Source organism: Streptacidiphilus sp. ASG 303, assembly GCF_020991365.1.
GTDB lineage: Bacteria > Actinomycetota > Actinomycetes > Streptomycetales > Streptomycetaceae > Peterkaempfera.
In genome coordinates this window covers 97,808-116,962 of the sequence record NZ_JAJLRA010000012.1, presented here as the reverse complement: position 1 = coordinate 116,962, position 19,155 = coordinate 97,808, and the positions used below count along the sequence as shown (strand labels likewise).

The 19,155-nt window shown below is 74.1% G+C and carries 11 protein-coding genes; 10 read left to right on the top strand and 1 reads right to left on the bottom strand.

Annotated features, from left to right (window positions below; translation table 11 throughout):
• Window position 1: 1 nt before the first annotated feature.
• Entirely contained in the window at window positions 2-154 is a 153-nt protein-coding gene (locus LO771_RS17355) for a hypothetical protein (protein ID WP_230653411.1), read from the bottom strand.
• 788 nt (window positions 155-942) lie between these two features.
• Here LO771_RS17355 and eccCa point away from each other — a divergent pair.
• The 10 genes from eccCa (at window position 943) to LO771_RS17305 (ending at window position 19,141) form a co-directional block, all read left to right on the top strand.
• A complete protein-coding gene (eccCa, locus tag LO771_RS17350; RefSeq protein WP_230653409.1) occupies window positions 943-4,899 on the top strand; it encodes a type VII secretion protein EccCa in 3,957 nt (1,318 codons plus the stop codon).
• Between the two features lie 85 nt (window positions 4,900-4,984).
• On the top strand, window positions 4,985-6,394 hold the full coding sequence (gene eccD, locus LO771_RS17345; protein WP_230653407.1) for a type VII secretion integral membrane protein EccD: 1,410 nt from the start codon (window positions 4,985-4,987) through the stop codon (window positions 6,392-6,394).
• Between the two features lie 11 nt (window positions 6,395-6,405).
• The gene (gene eccB / locus LO771_RS17340) at window positions 6,406-7,749 is read left to right on the top strand and encodes a type VII secretion protein EccB (RefSeq protein WP_230653405.1); all 1,344 of its coding nucleotides are present in this window, start codon (window positions 6,406-6,408) and stop codon (window positions 7,747-7,749) included.
• Window positions 7,746-10,574, top strand: a complete 2,829-nt coding sequence (locus LO771_RS17335) for a hypothetical protein (RefSeq protein ID WP_230653403.1) — start codon at window positions 7,746-7,748, stop codon at window positions 10,572-10,574. The genes eccB and LO771_RS17335 overlap by 4 nt, the downstream gene beginning before the upstream one ends.
• On the top strand, window positions 10,571-13,972 hold the full coding sequence (locus tag LO771_RS17330; RefSeq protein ID WP_230653401.1) for a right-handed parallel beta-helix repeat-containing protein: 3,402 nt from the start codon (window positions 10,571-10,573) through the stop codon (window positions 13,970-13,972). Before LO771_RS17335 ends, LO771_RS17330 begins: the two co-directional genes overlap by 4 nt.
• A gap of 227 nt (window positions 13,973-14,199) precedes the next feature.
• Window positions 14,200-14,556, top strand: a complete 357-nt coding sequence (locus LO771_RS17325) for a WXG100 family type VII secretion target (protein WP_230653400.1) — start codon at window positions 14,200-14,202, stop codon at window positions 14,554-14,556.
• 46 nt (window positions 14,557-14,602) lie between these two features.
• On the top strand, window positions 14,603-14,893 hold the full coding sequence (locus LO771_RS17320; RefSeq protein WP_230653398.1) for a WXG100 family type VII secretion target: 291 nt from the start codon (window positions 14,603-14,605) through the stop codon (window positions 14,891-14,893).
• A gap of 222 nt (window positions 14,894-15,115) precedes the next feature.
• Window positions 15,116-15,616 (top strand): hypothetical protein, encoded by a 501-nt coding sequence (locus tag LO771_RS17315; protein WP_230653397.1) that lies wholly within the window; start codon window positions 15,116-15,118, stop codon window positions 15,614-15,616.
• 157 nt (window positions 15,617-15,773) lie between these two features.
• On the top strand, window positions 15,774-18,542 hold the full coding sequence (locus LO771_RS17310; protein WP_374228187.1) for a WXG100 family type VII secretion target: 2,769 nt from the start codon (window positions 15,774-15,776) through the stop codon (window positions 18,540-18,542).
• A 182-nt stretch (window positions 18,543-18,724) separates the two neighbouring features.
• Entirely contained in the window at window positions 18,725-19,141 is a 417-nt protein-coding gene (locus LO771_RS17305; protein WP_230653396.1) for a YbaB/EbfC family nucleoid-associated protein, read from the top strand.
• Window positions 19,142-19,155 lie beyond the last annotated feature (14 nt).

Below are 19,155 nucleotides of genomic sequence, written 5' to 3'. Positions count from 1 at the left end.
GTCACTGACGCTGTCTCTGGATGCCGGACAGGTCGGAGGACGCGCGGTCCCAGCGGGCGGCGCCCGGCACGAGCAGTGCCGCCAGGACGGCGAGGAAGATGTACGCCGGAAGGACCGCGGCAGTGAAACGGGATCTTATGGCGTTTCGTGCCATGGTCTCTGCACTCATTTTCTTTCTGAGGGCCCCGCGCGAGAGGGGATGATTCCCCACCTGTTCCTCTGCGGGCTGCGGCTGTTTCCGGCCGTGGCTCGGCCCGGGCCTGGGGGCACCGGGGGGACAGGACGGGAGCACGGTCCGCGTCGGGCCTCCGCCGCCGGGGAGGCGTCGGGGAAAAGCGAGCCGGACCCCGGTGGCGGCATGCCGCAGCAGCAGGCGAAGTCCGGCCGGACGCGGAAGACAGTCGAACTGTGAACTACCGAAACTCGATGACCAATGCAGGCATCCGCTCTCCCGACGGAGTTCACGCAGAGTTCTTGGCGGCTTTCCGGGTGCGTCGCGTGCGCCCGGACGTGCGCGGGGCGGCCCGGACCGGTCTCGCGCCCTCCGGGGGCCGGGCAACCCCTGTCCCCGGCTCTCCGGAGCTGCACCGGGACATCCCGCAGCGGGTGGGAGGACGCGCGAGCCGGCCGGGGACCCGCTGCGGAGGATGATCAAGCTTGCCGAGGCCCCTTGTCAACGCGGCTGCGCGGAGCACCTCGTCACGGCCCGCCGGGCCCTCCCACGGGGGGCCGGGCCCCCTCCGTGACCGGTCCCGCGGTGTCCGGGCCGGCCGGCGGGGCGCGATCCCGGGGCTGCGGCCGGGACGCCCTGCGGCTCGCCGGCCTGCACGAAAGTGCAGAACCGCTACCCGAAGAACAAGGAGCCGGAGGAGCCGGGGTTGCGCGCCCGGGGCCGTTCCTATGATGTGACCTCAGCAGCGACGCGCAGGAAAGAGAAGACCGTTGAGCAACGTGGTCGTGAGGCGCTCACCGCGTGCCGAGGGCCCTCCGATGCCGGACGGCCAGGTCGAACTCGCCGAGCCCCCCGTCCTCGGGGAGCCGGCCTCCGCCGACTTCGGCTCGGTCATGACCTATCTGCCCATGGGCCTCGGCAGCGGCACGATGGCGCTGATGTACTCCGTCGGCGGGAACGCGACGACCTACATGATGTCCGGGGCGATGGGCCTGGCCATGGCCAGTATGAGCGTCACCCAGATCGGCCGTTCCGGTGCCGAGCGCAAGCGGCGGATGCGCGCCGAACGGCGCGACTACCTGCGCTACCTCGCACAGAGGCGCCGGCAGGCCCGGCAGGCGGCGGTCGCGCAGCGGAGCGCCCTGCTGTGGGACAACCCCGCCCCGCAGGACCTGTGGGCCATGGCGCTCGGACCCCGCGTCTGGGAGCGGCGCCCCGGCCACGAGGACTTCGCCCGGGTCCGGGTGGGCCTGGGCACCCGGCGCTCCGCCCTGGAGTTCCTGCCGCCGCAGACGAAGCCGGTGGAGGACCTGGAGCCGTTGTCGGCGATCTCGCTCCGCCGGTTCACCCGCACCCACCAGAGCGTGCCGTGGCTCCCCGTGCCCGTGGCGCTGCGGCAGTTCGCACGGGTGGAGCTCGCCGGTGAGGGCGAGGGGGCGCTGTCCCTGCTGAGGTCGGTGATCGGCCAGCTGGCCGTCTTCCACTCCCCCGACGAGCTCCGGATCGCCGTGGTCGGCGACGCGGCGGCCCGGGCCCAGTGGGACTGGCTGAAGTGGCTGCCGCACAACGCCCATCCGGACCGGTCCGACAGCGCCGGCCCGGTCCGGCTGGCCGCAGGGGACCTGGACACGCTCGTGGAGCTGTTCGGCTCGGGGCTGGGCGACCGGCCGGACCACGACCCGGACCACCCGCCGAGCGTGGCGGAACCGTTCGTCGTGGTCCTGGCGCAGGGGGTGCGCCTCCCGGAGAACGCCCGTCTGCTCGGCCCGGGCCTGCGGAACGTCGTGCTGCTGGACGCGACCGGGGCCATGACCGGAGGCCCCGGCGTCCTGCGGATGACCGTCCGCGACGGCGGCGTGGAGTTCCCCTCGGGCAGCAGCACGGTCTCCGCGCGGGTGGACGCACTCAGCACGACGTCCGCGGAGGCGCTGGCACGGGTGCTCGCACCGATGCGCACCAGCGGCAGCGTCGACCTGATGGACCGTCCGCTGGAGACCGACTTCGACCTGACCACCCTGCTGGGCATCCGCAACCCGCGCACTTTCGACGTGGCGGCCAAGTGGCGCCCGCGCACGGCGCAGGACGCACGGCTGCGGGTGCCGATCGGGGTGACGGAGGACGGGGAGGTCGTCGAGATCGACCTCAAGGAGTCCGCGCAGGGGGGCATGGGGCCGCACGGCCTGCTGATCGGCGCCACCGGGTCCGGCAAGAGCGAACTGCTGCGCACCCTGGTGATGGGGCTGGCCGCCACGCACTCCTCCGAAGTGCTCAACATGGTCCTGGTGGACTTCAAGGGCGGCGCCACCTTCCTCCACATGGACCGCCTCCCGCACACCTCCGCCGTCATCACCAACCTCGCGGACGAACTGCACCTGGTGGACCGGATGCGGGACTCCATCAACGGCGAGATGATCCGCCGGCAGGAGCTGCTCCGGGCGTCCGGCCACTCCTCTCTGTTCGAGTACGAGAAGGCCCGCGCCGCCGGGGCCCCGCTGACCCCGCTCCCCTCGCTTCTGGTCATCGTCGACGAGTTCTCCGAGCTGCTCGCGAGCAAGCCCGAGTTCGTGGACCTCTTCGTGTCGATCGGACGGCTGGGGCGCAGCCTGGGCGTGCACCTGCTGCTGGCGTCCCAGCGGCTGGACGAGAGCCGTATCCACCGGGTCGAGGGGCACCTGTCGTACCGCATCGCCCTGCGCACCTTCTCCGCCATGGAGTCCCGCAGCGTCATCGGCGTCGCCGGCGCCCACGAGCTCCCCTCGGTGCCGGGCAACGGCTTCCTGAAGATCGACACCACCAACCTGGTGCGCTTCAAGGCCGCCTACGTCTCCGGGCCGGCGCCCGCCGCAGTGGCACAGCCCGAGGAGCCGGCACCGGAGGCGGAGACGGCGCAGGAGGTCACCGTCTTCGGACTGGACCAGCAGGGACCGGTGCGCTCGGACGACGAGGACGACGCCCTGGTGCCCGGCGCCGCGGCGGAGGCCGCCGAGCCCGCGCCGAGCGACGAGAGCCTGCTCGAGGTGCTGGTGGAGCGGCTGGAGGAGAGCGGTCCGCCCGCACGGCAGGTCTGGTTGCCACCGCTGACGTCCTCCCCCAGCCTGGACCAGCTGCTCCCCGGCATCGTGCCGGACCCGGTGCGGGGCATGACCACGGTCGGCCACCCGGCCCCGGGCGCGCTGCGGGTCCCCCTCGGCATGGTGGACCGGCCGTTCGAGCAGCTGCGCGAGCTGCTGGTGGCCGACCTGTCCGGCGCGGACGGGCACGTCGGCCTGGTGGGCGCCCCCCAGACCGGCAAGTCCACCCTGCTGCGCACGCTCATGCTGTCGCTGGCGCTGACCCACACGCCGGAGGAGGTCCAGTTCTACTGCCTGGACTTCGGCGGCGGCGGCCTGGTGTCCACCGCGGGCCTGCCGCACGTCGGCTCGGTGGCGACCAGGCTGGAGCGGGACAGGGTGCTGCGGACCGTCGAGGAGCTGTCGCAGCTGGTCGAGCAGCGCGAGCAGGCCTTCACCTCCCGGGGTCTGGAGTCCATGGCCGCCTACCGGGCCCTGCGGGCCTCCGGCGGGGTCGACGACCCGTACGGCGACGTGTTCCTGGTGGTCGACGGCTGGTTCACCCTGCGGCAGGAGTTCGAGGACCTGGAGTCGCGGGTCATGGACCTCGCCGCCCGCGGGCTGTCCTTCGGACTGCACGTGGTGGCGTCCGCCGTGCGGTGGTCGGAGATCCGCCCCCGGCTGCGCGACATGCTCGGCACCAAGCTCGAACTGCGCCTCGGCGACACGATGGAGTCCGAGGTCGGGTCCAAGGCGGCGGCCGGCGTCCCGCACCAGCCGGGCCGCGGCCTGACGAGCGCGGGGGCGCACTTCCTGTCCGCCCTGCCCCGGCTGGACGGCTCCTCGCAGACCGCGGACCTGACCCTCGCCACCAAGGCGGCCGTCGCCGAGGTCGACACCTTCTGGACCGGCGGGTCGGCGCCCGGCGTGCGGCTGCTGCCGACGAAGCTGTCGGCCGACCAGCTCCCCCCGGCCGAGGGCGACCTGCGCATGTGCCTGGGCTGGGACGAGCAGCGGCTCGCCCCGGTGTGGCACGACTTCGGCAGCACGCCGCACCTGATGGCCTTCGGCGACGGCGAGACGGGCAAGACCAACGCCCTGCGTCTGGCGATCCGCGCCATCACCTCCCGCTACCGGCCGGAGGAGGCGCGCATCCTGCTCGCCGACCCCGGTCGGCGCCTGCTCAAGGACGTGCCCGAGGAGTACCGGGTGGGCTACGTCGTGGACAGCGAGGGCCTGACCCGGCTCGCCGAGAGCGCCGCGGTGTCCGTCGGCAAGCGGCTGCCCGGCGCGGACGTCACCCCGGAGCAGCTGGAGAGGCGGGACTGGTGGCAGGGCCCGCTCCTGTTCGTCGTCGTCGACGACTACGACCTCTTCCCCGCCGCTCCCGGGGCGGGGTCGCCGATGGCGCCGCTGGTCCCGCTGCTGTCCCAGGGGCAGCACATCGGCATGCACCTGGTCCTCGCCCGGAGCACCTCCGGGGCGACGCGCGCCATGATGGACCCGCTGCTGCGCCGCCTGTGGGAGCTGGGCAACCCGGCCCTGCTGTTCTCCTACCCCAAGGAGGAGGGCAAGTTCATCGGGGAGGCCAGGCCGCGCACCCTCCCCACCGGCCGGGCGCAGCTCGTCACCCGGCGGTCCATCCGGCTCGTCCAGACCGGGCTGGTCACCCCGTAGCGCGGCGGCGGCCCCGCCGGACGGCGGCCCCGGCCGCCCGCGTGCGGTACCCACCCCCCCTTCCACCGTGCACCACAGGAGCACCATGACTACCTCCCCGCCCACGGTCCCCACGCCCGCACCCGAGGTGTGCCGGATCACCGTCGACGGGCCCGCCGGCCGGGCGGACGTGGCCGTTCCGGTGTCGACGCCGGTCTCCGCGCTCCTGCCGGTGCTGGTCCGCCACGTCACCGCCGGCGGGGCCGACGCGGGCACCCCCTGGGTGCTGCAGCGGCTGGGTGAGGACCCGCTGGACGCCGACGGGACGCCGGAGAGCCTGGGCCTGCGCCACGGCGACGTGCTGTACCTGCGGCCGGCGGAGGACCGGCTCGCCCCCCTCGAGTTCGACGACGTCGCCGACGGCGTGGCCCACGTGATCAGCGGCCTGTCCGACCGCTGGCGCCCCGAGCTGACGGGCCGGCTGGCGCTCTCGATGGCGTGCCTCGCGCTCGGGGCCCTGGCCGCCGCCGTGCTGGAGGCGGGTCCCGGCCCCCTCGCGGTGGCCGCCTGCGGAACGACCGCTCTGGTCCTGGCCTTCGCCTGCGTGGCGGGCGCACGGCTCGGAGCCGGCTCGGGCCCGGGCTCCGGCAGCCTGATCGCGGCCGGCGTGGGGGCGATGGTGTTCGCCGGACTCATGGGAGCCGCCCAGGAGCACGCCGCGGACGGCGGGTTCGCCCTCGGCGTCCCGACCGTGCCGGCCGCCGCCGGATACGTCGCCGTCACGGCGGGCACCCTGCTGGCCCTGGGACCGCTGCCGCTCGTCGTGCCGGCGACCGTCCTGGTGACCGCAGCCGCCTCGGTCCTCTGGGCGGCCCTGGAGGGCCTGGCGCACTGGGACGCGGCACGGGCCGGGTCGGTCGCGGTCGTCGCCCTGTTCGTCCTCGGGCACCTCGCACCGCGGCTGGCCCTGCGCATGGCCCGGCTCCGGGCACCGCAGCTGCCCCGCGACGCGGAGGAGCTGCAGCGCGACATCGAGCCGGCCACGGAGGAGCGGGTGAGCAGCGGCGTGTCCGCGGCCAACGCCTACCTCAACACCCTCAGCCTCGCCTCCGGGCCCGTGTACGCCGCGGCCCTCTGGTTCGTGGTGCACGAGGGCGGCTGGATCGGCTGGGTGCTCCCGCTGGTCCTCAGCGCGGCGCTCCTGCTGCGTGCGCGCGGGCTGACCGGCACGCTGCAGCGCGCCCCGCACCTCGTCGCCGGTGCGCTCGGGGTGGCCCTCGCGCTGGTGGTGCACGGGGCGCACGGCGGCACTGCGGCACGGACCGCGGTGCTCGCCGTCCTGCTGACCTCGTCCGTCCTGCTGCTCGTCGGGGCCTGGCGCCTGCCGACCGCCAGGCTGCTGCCCGTGTGGGGGCACACCGGCGACATCCTGGAGGTGGTCGCGGCGACGGTCCTGCTGCCGCTGGTCCTCCAGGAGCTGCACGTGTACGCCTACGTCCGCTCCCTCGCCGGATAGGGGCGGCGACGGTGCAGACCCGACGCGACCACGTCCACGCCTACCAGTTCGCCATGGGGCGGCTGGCGACCGCCCTCGTCGACGGGAGCCCCGGGCAGGGCGGGAGCCCGAACCGGCGCTCCTCCCTCGGCACCTTCCTCGGCGTCGCCATCGCGGTGCTGCTGTGCGCCGGCTTCGGCGTGTACGGCCTGGTGTCCCCGGGCGGGAACACCGCGTGGCGCAAGCCCGGCTCGATCATCGTGGAGAAGGAGACCGGCACCCGCTACCTCTACCTGGGCGACGAACTGCGCCCGGTCCGCAACTACGCCTCGGCGCTGCTGATCGAGGGGCCCCGCGCCACGGTGCGCACGGTGTCGCGCAACTCCCTGGCGGGCGTCCGCCACGGGTCGCCGGTGGGCATCCAGGGCGCCCCCGACGCGCTGCCGCAGGCCTCCGCCCTGCTCTCCGGGCCCTGGACCCGCTGCCTGCGCCCGGACCTCCCCGGCGGCCAGGCGGTGGACTTCGACCCGGCCCGCGGGACCACCCCCTTCCCGGCGGACCGGCAGGTGCTGCTGTCCGCGGCGGACGGCCGGCGCCAGCTGCTGTGGCACGGCAGGAGGTACCCGGTCGCCGACGACGGCGCGCTCATCGCGCTGGGGCTGGACACGCAGCGCACGGTGGCGGCACCGCAGGACTGGCTGTCGGCACTCCCCGACGGCGCGGCCCTGGCCGCCCCGTCCGTCCCCGAGGCCGGACGGCAGGCGGGACGCGTGGCCGGACACCCCGTCCGGGTGGGGCAGCTGTTCCGGACCGCCTCCTCCGGTACCGACCACTACTACGTGATGCGGGCCGACGGCCTGGAGGCGGTCAGCGCCACCGAGTCGGCGCTGCTGGCCGCCCGTCACGGAGCGGGGGCACCGGTGCAGGCCGACCCGGCCGACATCGCCGTCGCACCGGTCTCGGCGGACCGGGCGATGCTCGACGCGCTGCCCGACGTGCTCGGCACCCGGCCCCTCGACAGCGGCGCGGCGGTGTGCCTGCGGCAGGAGTCCCGGGGGCGCGCCCTGCGCAGCGAGCCGGTCGTCCGGACCGGCGGGGCCGCGGCCGGCGGCCGGCCGGTCCTGGTGCCCCCGGGCCGGGGTGTGCTCGCCGTCGACCAGTCGCAGGTCGGGCTGCGGGGCGTCTCGCCGCAGGCCTACCTTGTCGCCGAGGACGGAACGGCCTATCCGCTCGACGACCAGGCCGTGCAGACCCTCGGATACGACCGGTCGAGGGCGCTGCCGCTCCCGAAGGACGTGCTCGCCCTGCTGCCCAGGGGCCCCCTGCTCACGCAGGCCTCCGCAGTGGCGACCGTGCGGGAGGGTGGGGCGGCGTGAGGATCGCGCTGAGGCCCCCGCGGTTCTCCGGGCTCCCCCTGGAGCGCCGCGAGGTGGGCCACGCCCTCCTGGTCCACCCCCGGGGCGAGGTGGACGGACGCGCCGTCCTGTTCGCCCAGGGCCTGGCACGGGACCCGGAGGCCACCCTGGTGGTGGCCGACCTTCCGTCCGGCGCCCTGGACACGGGGTGGGAGCCGCTGGCCAGGGCGCTGGCGGACCTCCCGGGCAGCCTGCGCATCGTCTTCGGCCGCGGTGCGCCGGAGGAGACGCGCGACGCGGCCCAGCGGATCGCGGAGCGGCTCCGCCGCACGGTCCTGGCACCGGACGGCGCCGCACTGCCGACGGCCGGCGGCGGGCTGTTCGTCCCCGGCGACCGCGGATCGGGCTGGCTGAAATTCCGCCCCGGACGGGATCCCCAGCGCGACTCCCAGCGGTTCCCCAAGCCGCGCTGGGAGTTCTCCATCCCGGACCGGCCCTGGCAGAACGGCCCCGACGGCCTGGTCGAGCCGACGCCGAGCGGCGTCTGGGTGCGCGGCGCCTCCCGGGAGCCCGCCCCGGAGCACCGGCGGCACCTGGTGGAGACCCTCCCCTGCGACCCGGACGTGATCTCCGTGGTGCTGGGCAGTCCCGGCGGTCCGACGGTCAGCGTGGACGACGTGGTCCGCTTCTGGTCGACCGTGCTCCCCACCGCCCGGCACATGGTGCGGTTCATCCCCTACGGCCCGGTGGAGACCCTGGACGGCGTCGCCCTCGGGCAGCGGCTCGCGGACCGGCTGGACCACCAGGTGGCGGTGTGCGCCGGCATGCCGGTGGTCGTGGGTCCGGAGGACGGGGAGCCCGAGGTCCGGGGCCTGCGGGAGGACGGCACCCTCGGCTGGCGCACGTTCGTCGAGGGGCTGCTGTACGTCCCGGCCTTCGGCGGTGCCCCGACCCCGCCGGTCCCCATCGGGGCCCGGCTCCCGCTGGCCGGCGTCCCGGAGATCTCCGCGGGCGTCTACCGGTACGCGCCCGACGCGGTGCTGGAGGTCGTGCAGGGCGGCCTGTGGATGCGCCCGCCGGCGGACCCGCTCGACGGGGACGACGTCCGACGGGCACCGGCGGTCCTCGGACGTCCCTTCCTGGTGTTCGACCGCGGGACGCCGGGGATCGCGGAACGGATGCGCGCGCTGGCCGTGGACCTCCTGGCGCGGCTCGGCCCCGATGTCCGCTCCTTCTTCCGGCTCGCCCCCGCCGACGAGCTGACCCGTGCGGAGGCGGGGAGGCGCCACGAAGCGGCCCCGGCGGCCGGGCACGAGCCCCTGCCGGTGGCGGGGTTCCCGGCCGGGACCGTGGCGGGGTGCGCCGCCGGGGCCACGGCAGAACTCCCGACCGCGACCACGACGGGATTCCCCACCGAGGCCACGGCGGGAGAACCGTCGGCGCCCGTCCGACGGCTCTCGGCGCAGCCTTCGGCCCCCGCGGCCGCTTCGGCCCCTACTGCGCCACCGTCCGCGTACGCGTCCGCGTCAGCGTCCGGTCCGTTTCCCGGGCCCGAGGGCGCCGGCGCACCGCACCCGGCCCCACAGGAGGGGGAGGCCGTCGAGCCGGGTGCGGTGGCGCCCGCGTCCGCTCCGGGGTCGGACGCCGGGGCGGCGGAGTCCGTACGTGAGCCCCTGTCGACGGGGGTGCCGACGTTCCCGACGGCACAGCAGGTCCCTGCAGCGCCGACGCCCCCGGCGGCGGCCGGGACGCCCCCGCCCCTGGGTGCGGCACCGCGGGTCCGGCTGGAGTCCGGCCTGCCGGACGCCCCCGTGCCGCCCGTGGCGGCTGCGGTGGCCTCCGCGCCCCAGCCGTCCCGCCCCGCTCCCGTCCCGGAGGCGCCCGCCGCCGAGGGGCCTGCGACCGGGATGCCCACGACCGGAGGCCCCGTCCCCGGGGCGGCCGCAACCGGGATACCGTCCCCGGCCGAGCGGACGCCGGCGCCGCAGGCAGCCGTGCGCGTGCAGCCGGTTCCGCGTGCCGCCGCCCGGGCGCTGCCGCCGCAGCGCGGCATCGCCAAGGAGCGGGACTGGGTGCGCCGTACCTTCAGCGAGCAGTACAACGCGCTCGCGGGCTCGGTGTCCCGGGTGATGTCCGAGTCCCCCGGCCTGCGGGGTGAGTCGGGGGCGGACGCCGCCGACGCGCTCACCGACCTGGTCGCGGTGCGGCTCTACCTGTCGGGTGACCACCGCGGCGTGGACGCGGCGGTGCAGGGCGCGACCGCCGGCCCCCACGTCCCGCTGGCGCGCTGTGTGACGGCGGGCCTGCGCAGGCTCCCGTCCTACCGGGGGCCGTCGCTGCTCCGGGCGGACCTCGGCGAGGCCGGACGCGCCTGGTACCACGAGGGGCGGACCCTCACCGAATGGGCGTTCTGCACGGCGCGGACCGCGCCGCACGTCGGACCGCCGGACGGCGTGGACTTCCTCATCTGGTCGCTGACGGCCCGCAGGACCGACCTCCTCGAGCCGTCCGTGCCCGACCGGGTCCTCTTCCTGCCCGGCACGGGCTTCAAGGTGCTGAAGGTCCACTCCGGCGCACGGCACACCCTGCTCCTGCGCGAGCTGACCCCCGCGGAGGGGACCGAGGACGACGGCGGCCGCACACCGCGCGTCCCGCTCGACCAGATCGCCCTGAACAGCCTGGAGGAGACGATGAAAGCCGTGGAGCAGGCCGATGCGAGGTGGCAGGAGCGCGGCGCCCCGGACGCCGTCGTCGGTGCCCCGCCGGGGCTGATCACCGGACCCGGCGTGCCGGGCCCGGGCGCCGCCGCAGGTCGTGGCAGGTCCGCCGAGGGGGCGGCGCCGTGACGCGCCCGGTGATGGTGGTCTCCGCCGACCGCCGGGGCGCCTACCGCTCCATCTCCGACGCGCTGGCCGACGCCGCCGAGGGCGCGCTGATCACGGTGGCTCCCGGGCGGTACGACGAGAGCCTGCACCTGCGGCGTGCCGTGAGCCTCGTCGCGGAGGACGCCGGCGGCACCGTCCACATCCATTCGGCGTCCGGCAGCACCGTGGTCGTGGACGCCGAGGCCGTACAGCTGTCGGGCCTGGTGCTGTCCTGCGCCGACCCGGAGGCGCCGACGCTGGACGTGCGGCGCGGACAGGCGGCGCTCGACGGCTGCCGGATCTCCGGTGAGGCCTGGGCGGCCGTCCTGGCCTGGGGCGGGGGGACGCTGGCGGTCCGCGACTGCCAGGTGGCCAACCCCCGGGGCGCCGGCGTGGTGGTGACCTCGGACGGCGGCAACGTGCTGGAGCGCTCGCAGATCACCGAGGCCGGCTCCTCGGCGGTGGTCGTCGCGGAGGGCGGACGGCTCGAGGTGCGCGAGTGCCTCCTCGACCGGGCAGGCGGCAACGGCGTCTGCGTCAACGGGCGGGGCACCGCCACGGTGGAGTCCACCCGGATCAGCCGCAGCGCCAAGCCGGCGCTCGCCGTCGAGCAGGAGGGGCGGGCGTACGTCAGCGGGCTGTCGGTGGAGCGGAGCGCCACCCTGGACGCGTACCTCACCAGCAGCGGCGAGACGGTTCTGACCGACTGCTCCTTCACCGGCTCCGGCGGTCAGGCGGTCCACGTCTCCGGCGGCGCGGCACCGGTGCTGCGCGGTTGCGTCGTCACCTCGGCGGGACGGAGCGGCATCCAGGTCACCGAGGGGTCGCGGCTCGGGCTCGAGGGCTGCCGGGTCGAGGGGACCCCGCTCGGCCTCGCGGTGGAGGCGGGCAGCAGGGCCCAGTGCCGCGGCCTAACCGTGCGGAACGCACGCGAGGCCGCCGTCCTCGTCACCGGCGGGGCCGCCGCGGACGTGGAGCAGCTGACGGTCGGCGGGAGCTGCGGCGTCGCGGTCCGGGTGCTCGACGAGGCGGAGCTCGTCCTGCGGAGGGCCGAGATCCTGCTCGACGGCGGCAACGGCGTGGAGCTGGACCGGCGGAGCGGCGGCCGGCTCTCGGAGGTCCGCGTGCGCACCCCCGGCGGACCCGGGATCGCCCTGGTGGGCGGCTCCCGGGCCCTGCTGGAGTCGTCGACCGTGCAGGACTGCGGGGTCCTGGTCGGGGCGGACGCCGGACTGTCGGCGAACGACAGCGAGTTCAACGGCTCCGACACCGACGGCATCCGGGTGGCCGGCGGCGGATCGCTCACCGCGACCGGCTGCCGGGTGACCGGCGCACGCGGGCACGGGCTGAACATCCAGGCGTCCGCCCGCGCCGAGCTCGCCACCTGCACCGTCCTCGACAACGCCGGCGACGGGATCAGGTGCAACACCGACGAGTCGGTCCGCATCCACGACTGCGAGGTCTCGGACAACGGCGGGAAGGCCGTCCACCAGCTCAGGACCGGCGGCCGGCTGTCCGTGGAGCGGCTGCGCGAGGGGACCGGGGGCAGCGCCCGGACGGCCGCGGAGACCGACGACCCGGCGTCGGAGCGGGCGCAGGACCGGCACACCGGGACCGGCCCGCTGGCGGAACTGAACGCACTGGTCGGCCTCGAGAGCGTGAAGCGCGAGGTCACAGGCTTGATCAACGTCAACAAGATGACGCAGCGGCGCATGGAGATGGGGCTTCCCATGCCCCCCATGAGCCGGCACCTCGTCTTCGCCGGACCGCCCGGCACCGGCAAGACCACTGTCGCCAGGCTGTACGGAGCCGTCCTGGCCGAACTGGGCATCCTCAGCCAGGGCCACATCGTGGAGGTCGCCCGCGCCGACCTCGTCGCCCAGATCATCGGCGGCACCGCCATCAAGACGACCGAGGTGTTCAACCGGGCTCTCGGCGGCGTGCTGTTCATCGACGAGGCGTACACGCTGACCAACCAGTCGCGGGGCACCGGCCCCGACTTCGGTCAGGAGGCGGTCGAGACGCTGATGAAGCTCATGGAGGACCACCGCGACGAGATCGTGGTCATCGTCGCCGGGTACTCCGAGCAGATGGACCAGTTCCTGGCCTCGAACCCGGGCATGGCCTCCCGCTTCGCCCGCAGCGTGGAGTTCCCCAACTACAGCCCCGCCGAGCTCGTCACCATCGTGACCGGGCTCTGCGCCAAGCACTACTACGAGCTCTCCCCCGGGGCTCTGGACGCGCTCTCCCGCTACTTCGAGCAGGTCCGCAAGGGCCCGACGTTCGGCAACGGCCGCGTGGCGCGCCAGGTCTTCGAGACGATGATCAGCAATCAGGCCTCCCGGCTGGCCGTGGACCCGCCCGGGAGCAACGAGGAGCTGAGCACCCTCACGGCGGACGACGTCGGCGTCCCCACCGAACAGGAACCCGCGCCGGCGGTTGAGGAGGAGGGTCGGGAAACAGGTCCGGATCCGGGTACGGGGGCAGCTCCGGAGGCAGGTCCGGAGGCAGCTCCGGACGAGGAGCGGCGGGCGGACAGCCCGGGTGTCCGTCGGCTCGCCGGCCTGGTCGGCCTCGACGCCGTCAAGGAGCCGCTGCGCACGCGCCTGGACGGACTGGTACGGCTGCACCGGCACGGCGAGGTGCCGGCGAGATCGGCGAACGTTGTGTTCGAAGGGGAGCCCGGCAGCGGACGGCGCGCCGTCGCTGGGCTGTACGCGCGGTGCCTGGCCGAACTCGGCCTCCTCCCCACGGGCGCCGTCCACCAGCTGGCCCTGTCCGCCGTCCCGGCGCAGTGGGACGGGCAGCCCGGCGACCACCTGGCCGCGGTCTTCGAGGAGGCCGCCGGCGGGGTGCTCGTGGCCGAGGCCGACCCGGAGTTCGCGCAGCGCCCCGGGGACGAGCGGACCGCGGTGCTCGGGGCGTTGACGGAGGCCGCCGCCGCGGCCCACGGCCCGGTGCTGGTTCTGAGCGGCAGTCCGCCGCACCTGGAAGACCTCGTCCGCGAACAGGCAGGTCTGGCGGAGGTGTTCGCCGAGTACATCCGATTCCCCGCCTATGCTTCCTCCGAAATGGCCGAGTTGACTTGTCGTCGCCTTGCCGCACTCGGCCACCGTGTGGACGACGGGGTGGGACCCGCCCTGGCGGCGTTCTTCGAGACCGCGCCCGCCGCGGGCGGCGCCCACCGCGCGCACAGGCTCGCCACGATCATCAGCGTCCGGGCGCGCTCCCGGGCCATCACGCCTGCGGAGCTGCCCCGGCCCGTGGCAGGCCCGGCCGGGCCGAGCAGGGCGGAGGCGCGGTCGACCGCAGCCGGAAGAGGCGAGGCGTCCTCCTCGGCGCCCCGGCAGCACGCCCCCCCCTCGCTGGTGCACTCGTGAGACCCGTGCGGCAGACGCTGCGGGTCCTTCCTCGCGGTTCCCCGCTCCCGCGGCCCGGAGTGCCCCGTGCCGACGTCCCGGCAGGGGAGCCATAGGGGCAGAACCACAGGGACATCGAGGCAGAGGACGGACCTGGCGTTCCTGCTCCGCAGGGTCCGCCGCCACGATGAGAAGCAGACCCACCTGCAATCACCGGCACGCTCCGGCGATTCACGGAAGGACGCATCATGAGCAGTGCGAATACGCAGGTCGACCTCGCCGGCCTGGGGGGGGCCACTCAGGACTTCGAGAACGCGCACGCCGAGATCGTGCGGACGTCGACGCAGATGACGAGCCAGATCCAGGCCCTCAGAAGCATCTGGACGGGAGATGCCTCGTCCATCTACCTGTCGGCGATGGAGAAGTGGTGCGAGTCCTTCAACGCCATCGCCGCGGACCTGGAGAGCCTGACGGGGAACGTAAACCAGACCAAGGCCCTGTACAGCCGCGTCCACTCCAACACCGAGGATGCGGCCCAGGCGGTCATGCAGACCATGGCGGCGACCCCCACGATCCCCAGGATTCCCGCCCTCCCGGGTTTCTGAGCGCGACGCACCCGCACGACCGGACCAGCCATCAAGGAGAGCGGATATGGCAACCTATTCTGTCGTCATGAACTCCGTCGAGCACGTGGTCGGCGAGATGGACGCCATCACGAAGCTGCTGAAGCAGACCCTGACGCAGCTCGACGAGAGCGCCAGGGCGCACCTCGCCGAATGGGACGCGGCGACCAAGGACGCCTACGCGGTCGCCAAGAACGACTGGGACACGAGGGCCGAGGAGATGAGGCAGCTCGCGCTCATCGCCCACCGCGCACTGGGCGAGATCAACGATGCCTACTCCGCGGGCGAGCGCGCGGGAACCGCGCTCTGGAACTCGTAAGCCATGGGCAGGACCAGGCCCGGATCGGACTCGGCAGAGCCGACAGAGTCGACAGGGCCGGCAGGGTCGGGTAATGGACAGCCGACACCCGGTCAATGGGATGGCGGAACCGACGCACACGGCGGGAAGGGAAGTCTCAGCACCAACGACCCCTTCAATCCGCCGTCGGTACCCGGGTCGTCGTCGACCGGGTCCGGCACCACGTCGGTGAGCACTCCGTCGATGGACCTGTTCGCGAGCAACATCCATACGCTGATCAAGCCGGTGAGCGATGCCCGGGAAGCGCTCGCGAACGTCGCCATCGCCCCCGGAGCCTTCTACCACGGCCATCAGATGCTCGTGAAAGTGACCGGCCCCAACGGCGACTCGGGAGCCAAGCACGACTTCACAATGGCGCTCGAGGAGCTCGAAAAGGGACTGACCGAGCTGCATGCAGGCATACAGAAGCTCAGCCAGAAGTACAAGACGCTTGCGGAAGCCAATGACATGAAGGCGAAAGACCTCGACGACGCCATGTACTCGTCGGCCGGCCACTTCGGGCATCTGGTGCCGGGGGGCACAGGATCAGGCGGGAGCTCGGGCGGGAGCTCGGGGAGCAGCTCCGACGGAAACTCGGGCGGGAACTCGGGCGGAAACTCCGGCGGGAACTCCGGCGGGAACTCCGGCGGGAACTCGGGCGGGAACTCCGGCGGCGGGTCCGGCAACAAGTCCGACAAGAAATAGGAGCAGGAGACCTCTCCTGGCGCCGCCGACTCCACAGCTGTCGGCCACCCCTTCGCAGGGGTGGCCGACTTCCCTCTTCTGAGCTTCGCAGGCTTTCCCATGCAGGCGCGGAGCCCGATCCAACCGTGTCCAGTGGCCAAGGGCCGGCCAGAAAAGCGTGAACGACATGCCGAAAAATCAGGAACACACCGGATTCAACGAGGGAGAAAACGGCGGGCTCTTCGGCGATCCCACCTACGGAAACTTCTCCGTCTCGGACTACGACACCTGGGACTGGAAGCAGATCAGGGCCGCCATCGTCGGCATGGCAGCAGGCGACATGTCCAAGGGGGAGAACGCGACGAGGGCGCTGGGGGTCGCCAATCCCCAGTCCCTGCAGGAGGCCGCAAACGCCTTCTACAAGGTGCAGCAGACCCTGGAGGTGGTCGCCAAGAGCCTGGAGGAGCAGGCGAAGGCCCTCGCAGGCGAGAACGGCCCCTGGAAGGGCGAGGCCGCGGAGTCCTTCGCCAACATGGCCACCACCTTCTCCCGGCAGGTCCAGGCGAACGCCGACGCCCTTTCCGGCGGATCCACCAAGCTGAACTCCGTTCCCCAGCAGCTCGCGGACAACGCGTCGAGCCTGAGCAGGGCACAGAGCCTGATCGTACAGATCGACCAGCACTACGCCGCATGGGCTCTCAAGAACGGGGCGTCGACGGGAGCGGACGGCCTCGTCACGATCAGCAAAAAGCCCCAGATCGTGGAAATGATGACCAGGGACATGAGAGCGGTCCTCAAGAGCCTGGCGCATGAGTACCAGGTCACGATCGACTCCGTCGTCGCACCGCCGCCCATCCCGCCGCCGAACAGGAACTCGCCGGGCGGGGACGGGAACAACGACAAGAACGGCATCAACGGCCTCGGCAACAACACCGATCTGGGCGGATCCGGCGGCAAGGGCAACGACGGGCCTCCGCCTCCCTTCTCGAACAACCTGTCCACCGGCGGCGGGGGCGGCGACCTGGGAGGCGCGGGGAGCCCCCCGCCCTTCCCCAAGAGTCTCTCCACCAAGGGCGACGGCATCGGTGCGGACGGCGGCCTCGGCGGGGGCGACGGGATCGGCGGGCTCGGCGGATCGGGGGCCCCGCCGCCCTTCCCGGGCGACCTGTCCACCGGGGCCGGGGCCGGGGGCGACGGGATCGGTGGCGGATCGCTGGATCCCGGCGCGTTGGACTCCGCGCTGAACCCGGACTCCTCCGGACTGGGGGGTCCACCGCCCTATACGGGGAGCACGGACACCGGTGGCGATACCGGCGTGCTTCCCCCTGGCCTGGGAGGCCCTCTCGGCTTTTCCGGAGGAACCGGCACGTCCGGGTCCGGGAGCCTTTCCGACGCAGGCAACCTCCTGTCGACCGATCCGTCCGCCTGGGGCGAGGCGGGGTCCCCTCTGCCCTTCGGCGGCGGGGCCGATGTGGGAGCCGCCGGAGCCGGGCTGTCGACCGGCGAGGCCGCGGGCTTCCCGGGGGACCTGTCCACGGAGTCCGGGCTCCCCTCGTCGTTCGGCTCGTCCGGGCTGGCCGGCGAGGGGGGCGCCACGTCCCTCGGCGGCATGCCCTACCTGCCCGGCATGGGCGGCATGGGCGGCGCGGCCGCGGGCGGCGCCCAGGCCGGCGAGCGCCCCGACGCCTCCGGACTCCTGGAGTCGAGCACCGAACCCTGGACCGGCGGGGTCGGCGTGGGGGACGAAGCAGGATCCGCCGTCACGGCCCCCCACGGCGGGGAGGGTCTGGACCTGGGGACACCGGCGCAGTCCGTCCTCGCCCCCGGCGAGGAGTCCGCCACCGGCGTCACGGCAGCAGGCGCGCCCCTCGGCGGCATGCCCTACCTGCCCGGCATGGGCGGCATGGGCGGCGCGGCCGCGGGCGGCGCCCAGGCCGGCGAGCGCCCCGACGCCTCCGGACTCCTGGAGCCGAGCACCGAACCCTGGACCGACGAAAGCGAGACGGACGTCCACGAGGGAGAGGAGGCGCTCACCTCCGCGGCAGCCTCGGGGGGCGCTGGACTCCTCTTCGCCCCCCTGGCAGGCGGACTCGCGGGCCCCGTGGGCGGTCCGGGTGCGACCGCGGCGTCCCGCGGGCCGCAGCCGAGCGGGGAGCGCGCAGGGCACAGCCGGGAGAGCGTGCCTCCTGGCCGGGAGGGACCGCCGGGCCCCGGACTCCCCTGGCCGACCGGCACGTCCGCCGCTGCGGCGGGCGCCCCTGGGCCGGCGGCCTCGGCGGACGGCGGACCGGCGTCACGGCACACGGACGGCCGAACCGACGCGGCGCCCGGCGGGGCGGACGGTGCGGCGGTGCTCCCACGCACGGCCGGGGGTGCGGTCGCGTCCGCCGGCCCGTCCGGTCCGGAAGGGGCCGGCAGCGGCAGGGACGGGGCAGCCTCCTCGGGCGGGTCGGCGGAGGCCCGTGGGGCCGCCGCACGCACCGCGCCGGATCCGTTCGCCGAGGACGACCAGGAGGACACCTCCGCCTGGGACGACGCCGGGTCGTCGTTCGTACCCCTGCTGTGGCGGATCCCCGTCGAGGAGGACCGCGCCGTCCGCACGGCGGGAGCCTCGTCGGACCCGGCCGGCGCCTGGGCCGACGAGGCGTCCGCTGCGCGGACGGCGGCCGCAGGACGTCCCGGTGGCCCCGACCCGGACCACGTCGGACTCACCGCCTGGAGACCGAACCGATCGGCCGCCTCCGAGGCCGGCGTATGGCCTGGCGGGGGTTACCCCGGATTGATGTGCGGGGACGCCGACGAGCTCCCCGACGAGGAAGAGGAGCAGGAGGACGAAGCGGCGTCCGGCGCGGAGAAGGCAGAGGAGGAACGGAAGGGCAGAGGCATCGCCGACCTGCTCGTCCAGGACGGCAGCACCTGGGGAACGGCTCCGGAGAGCCATTTCTGACGGCTGCTCGGCAGCACATCGGGCAGAAGGCGTGCACATAAGTCACCACTCGATCCCCAGGGCTTCTGCCTGACGGACCGCATGTGTTGAATGATCGCCTCCTGATCGCATCCGCAGGCCCAGGACGCCCTGTGGCCGGGGCCTGCGGATGCTCCGGGTGTCCAGGGAGGATCCACATGTCGATGTCCTACGACCAAGAGGTCGAGGAACTGCTCGCGCAGTACCGCACGGAGCGGGAGCAGGCCCTTGAGAACCGGCGCCGGATCAACGAGACCACCGCCACGGTGGCCGCACCGAGGCAGACCGTGAAGGTCACGGTCAACGCGCAGGGCGACGTCAGCGCGATCGAGTTCCCTACAGGTGCCTACCGCCGGATGGCGCCCAAGGAGCTGGCGGAAGCACTGCTGGGCGCCATCAAGCAGGCGCGTGCCAAGGCCATCGAGGAGGTGCACCAGATGCTGTCGGACCGGCTGCCGGCCGGAGTCAGCATCCCCGACCTCCTGAGGGGGCAGGTGGACTCCTCCGCCCTCCTGCCGGAGACACCCGGGATGCCCGACCGCGTCAGGGAGTACCTCGCGCGCGGCCGCCCCAGCGGCTGAGCGTCCCCGACCGG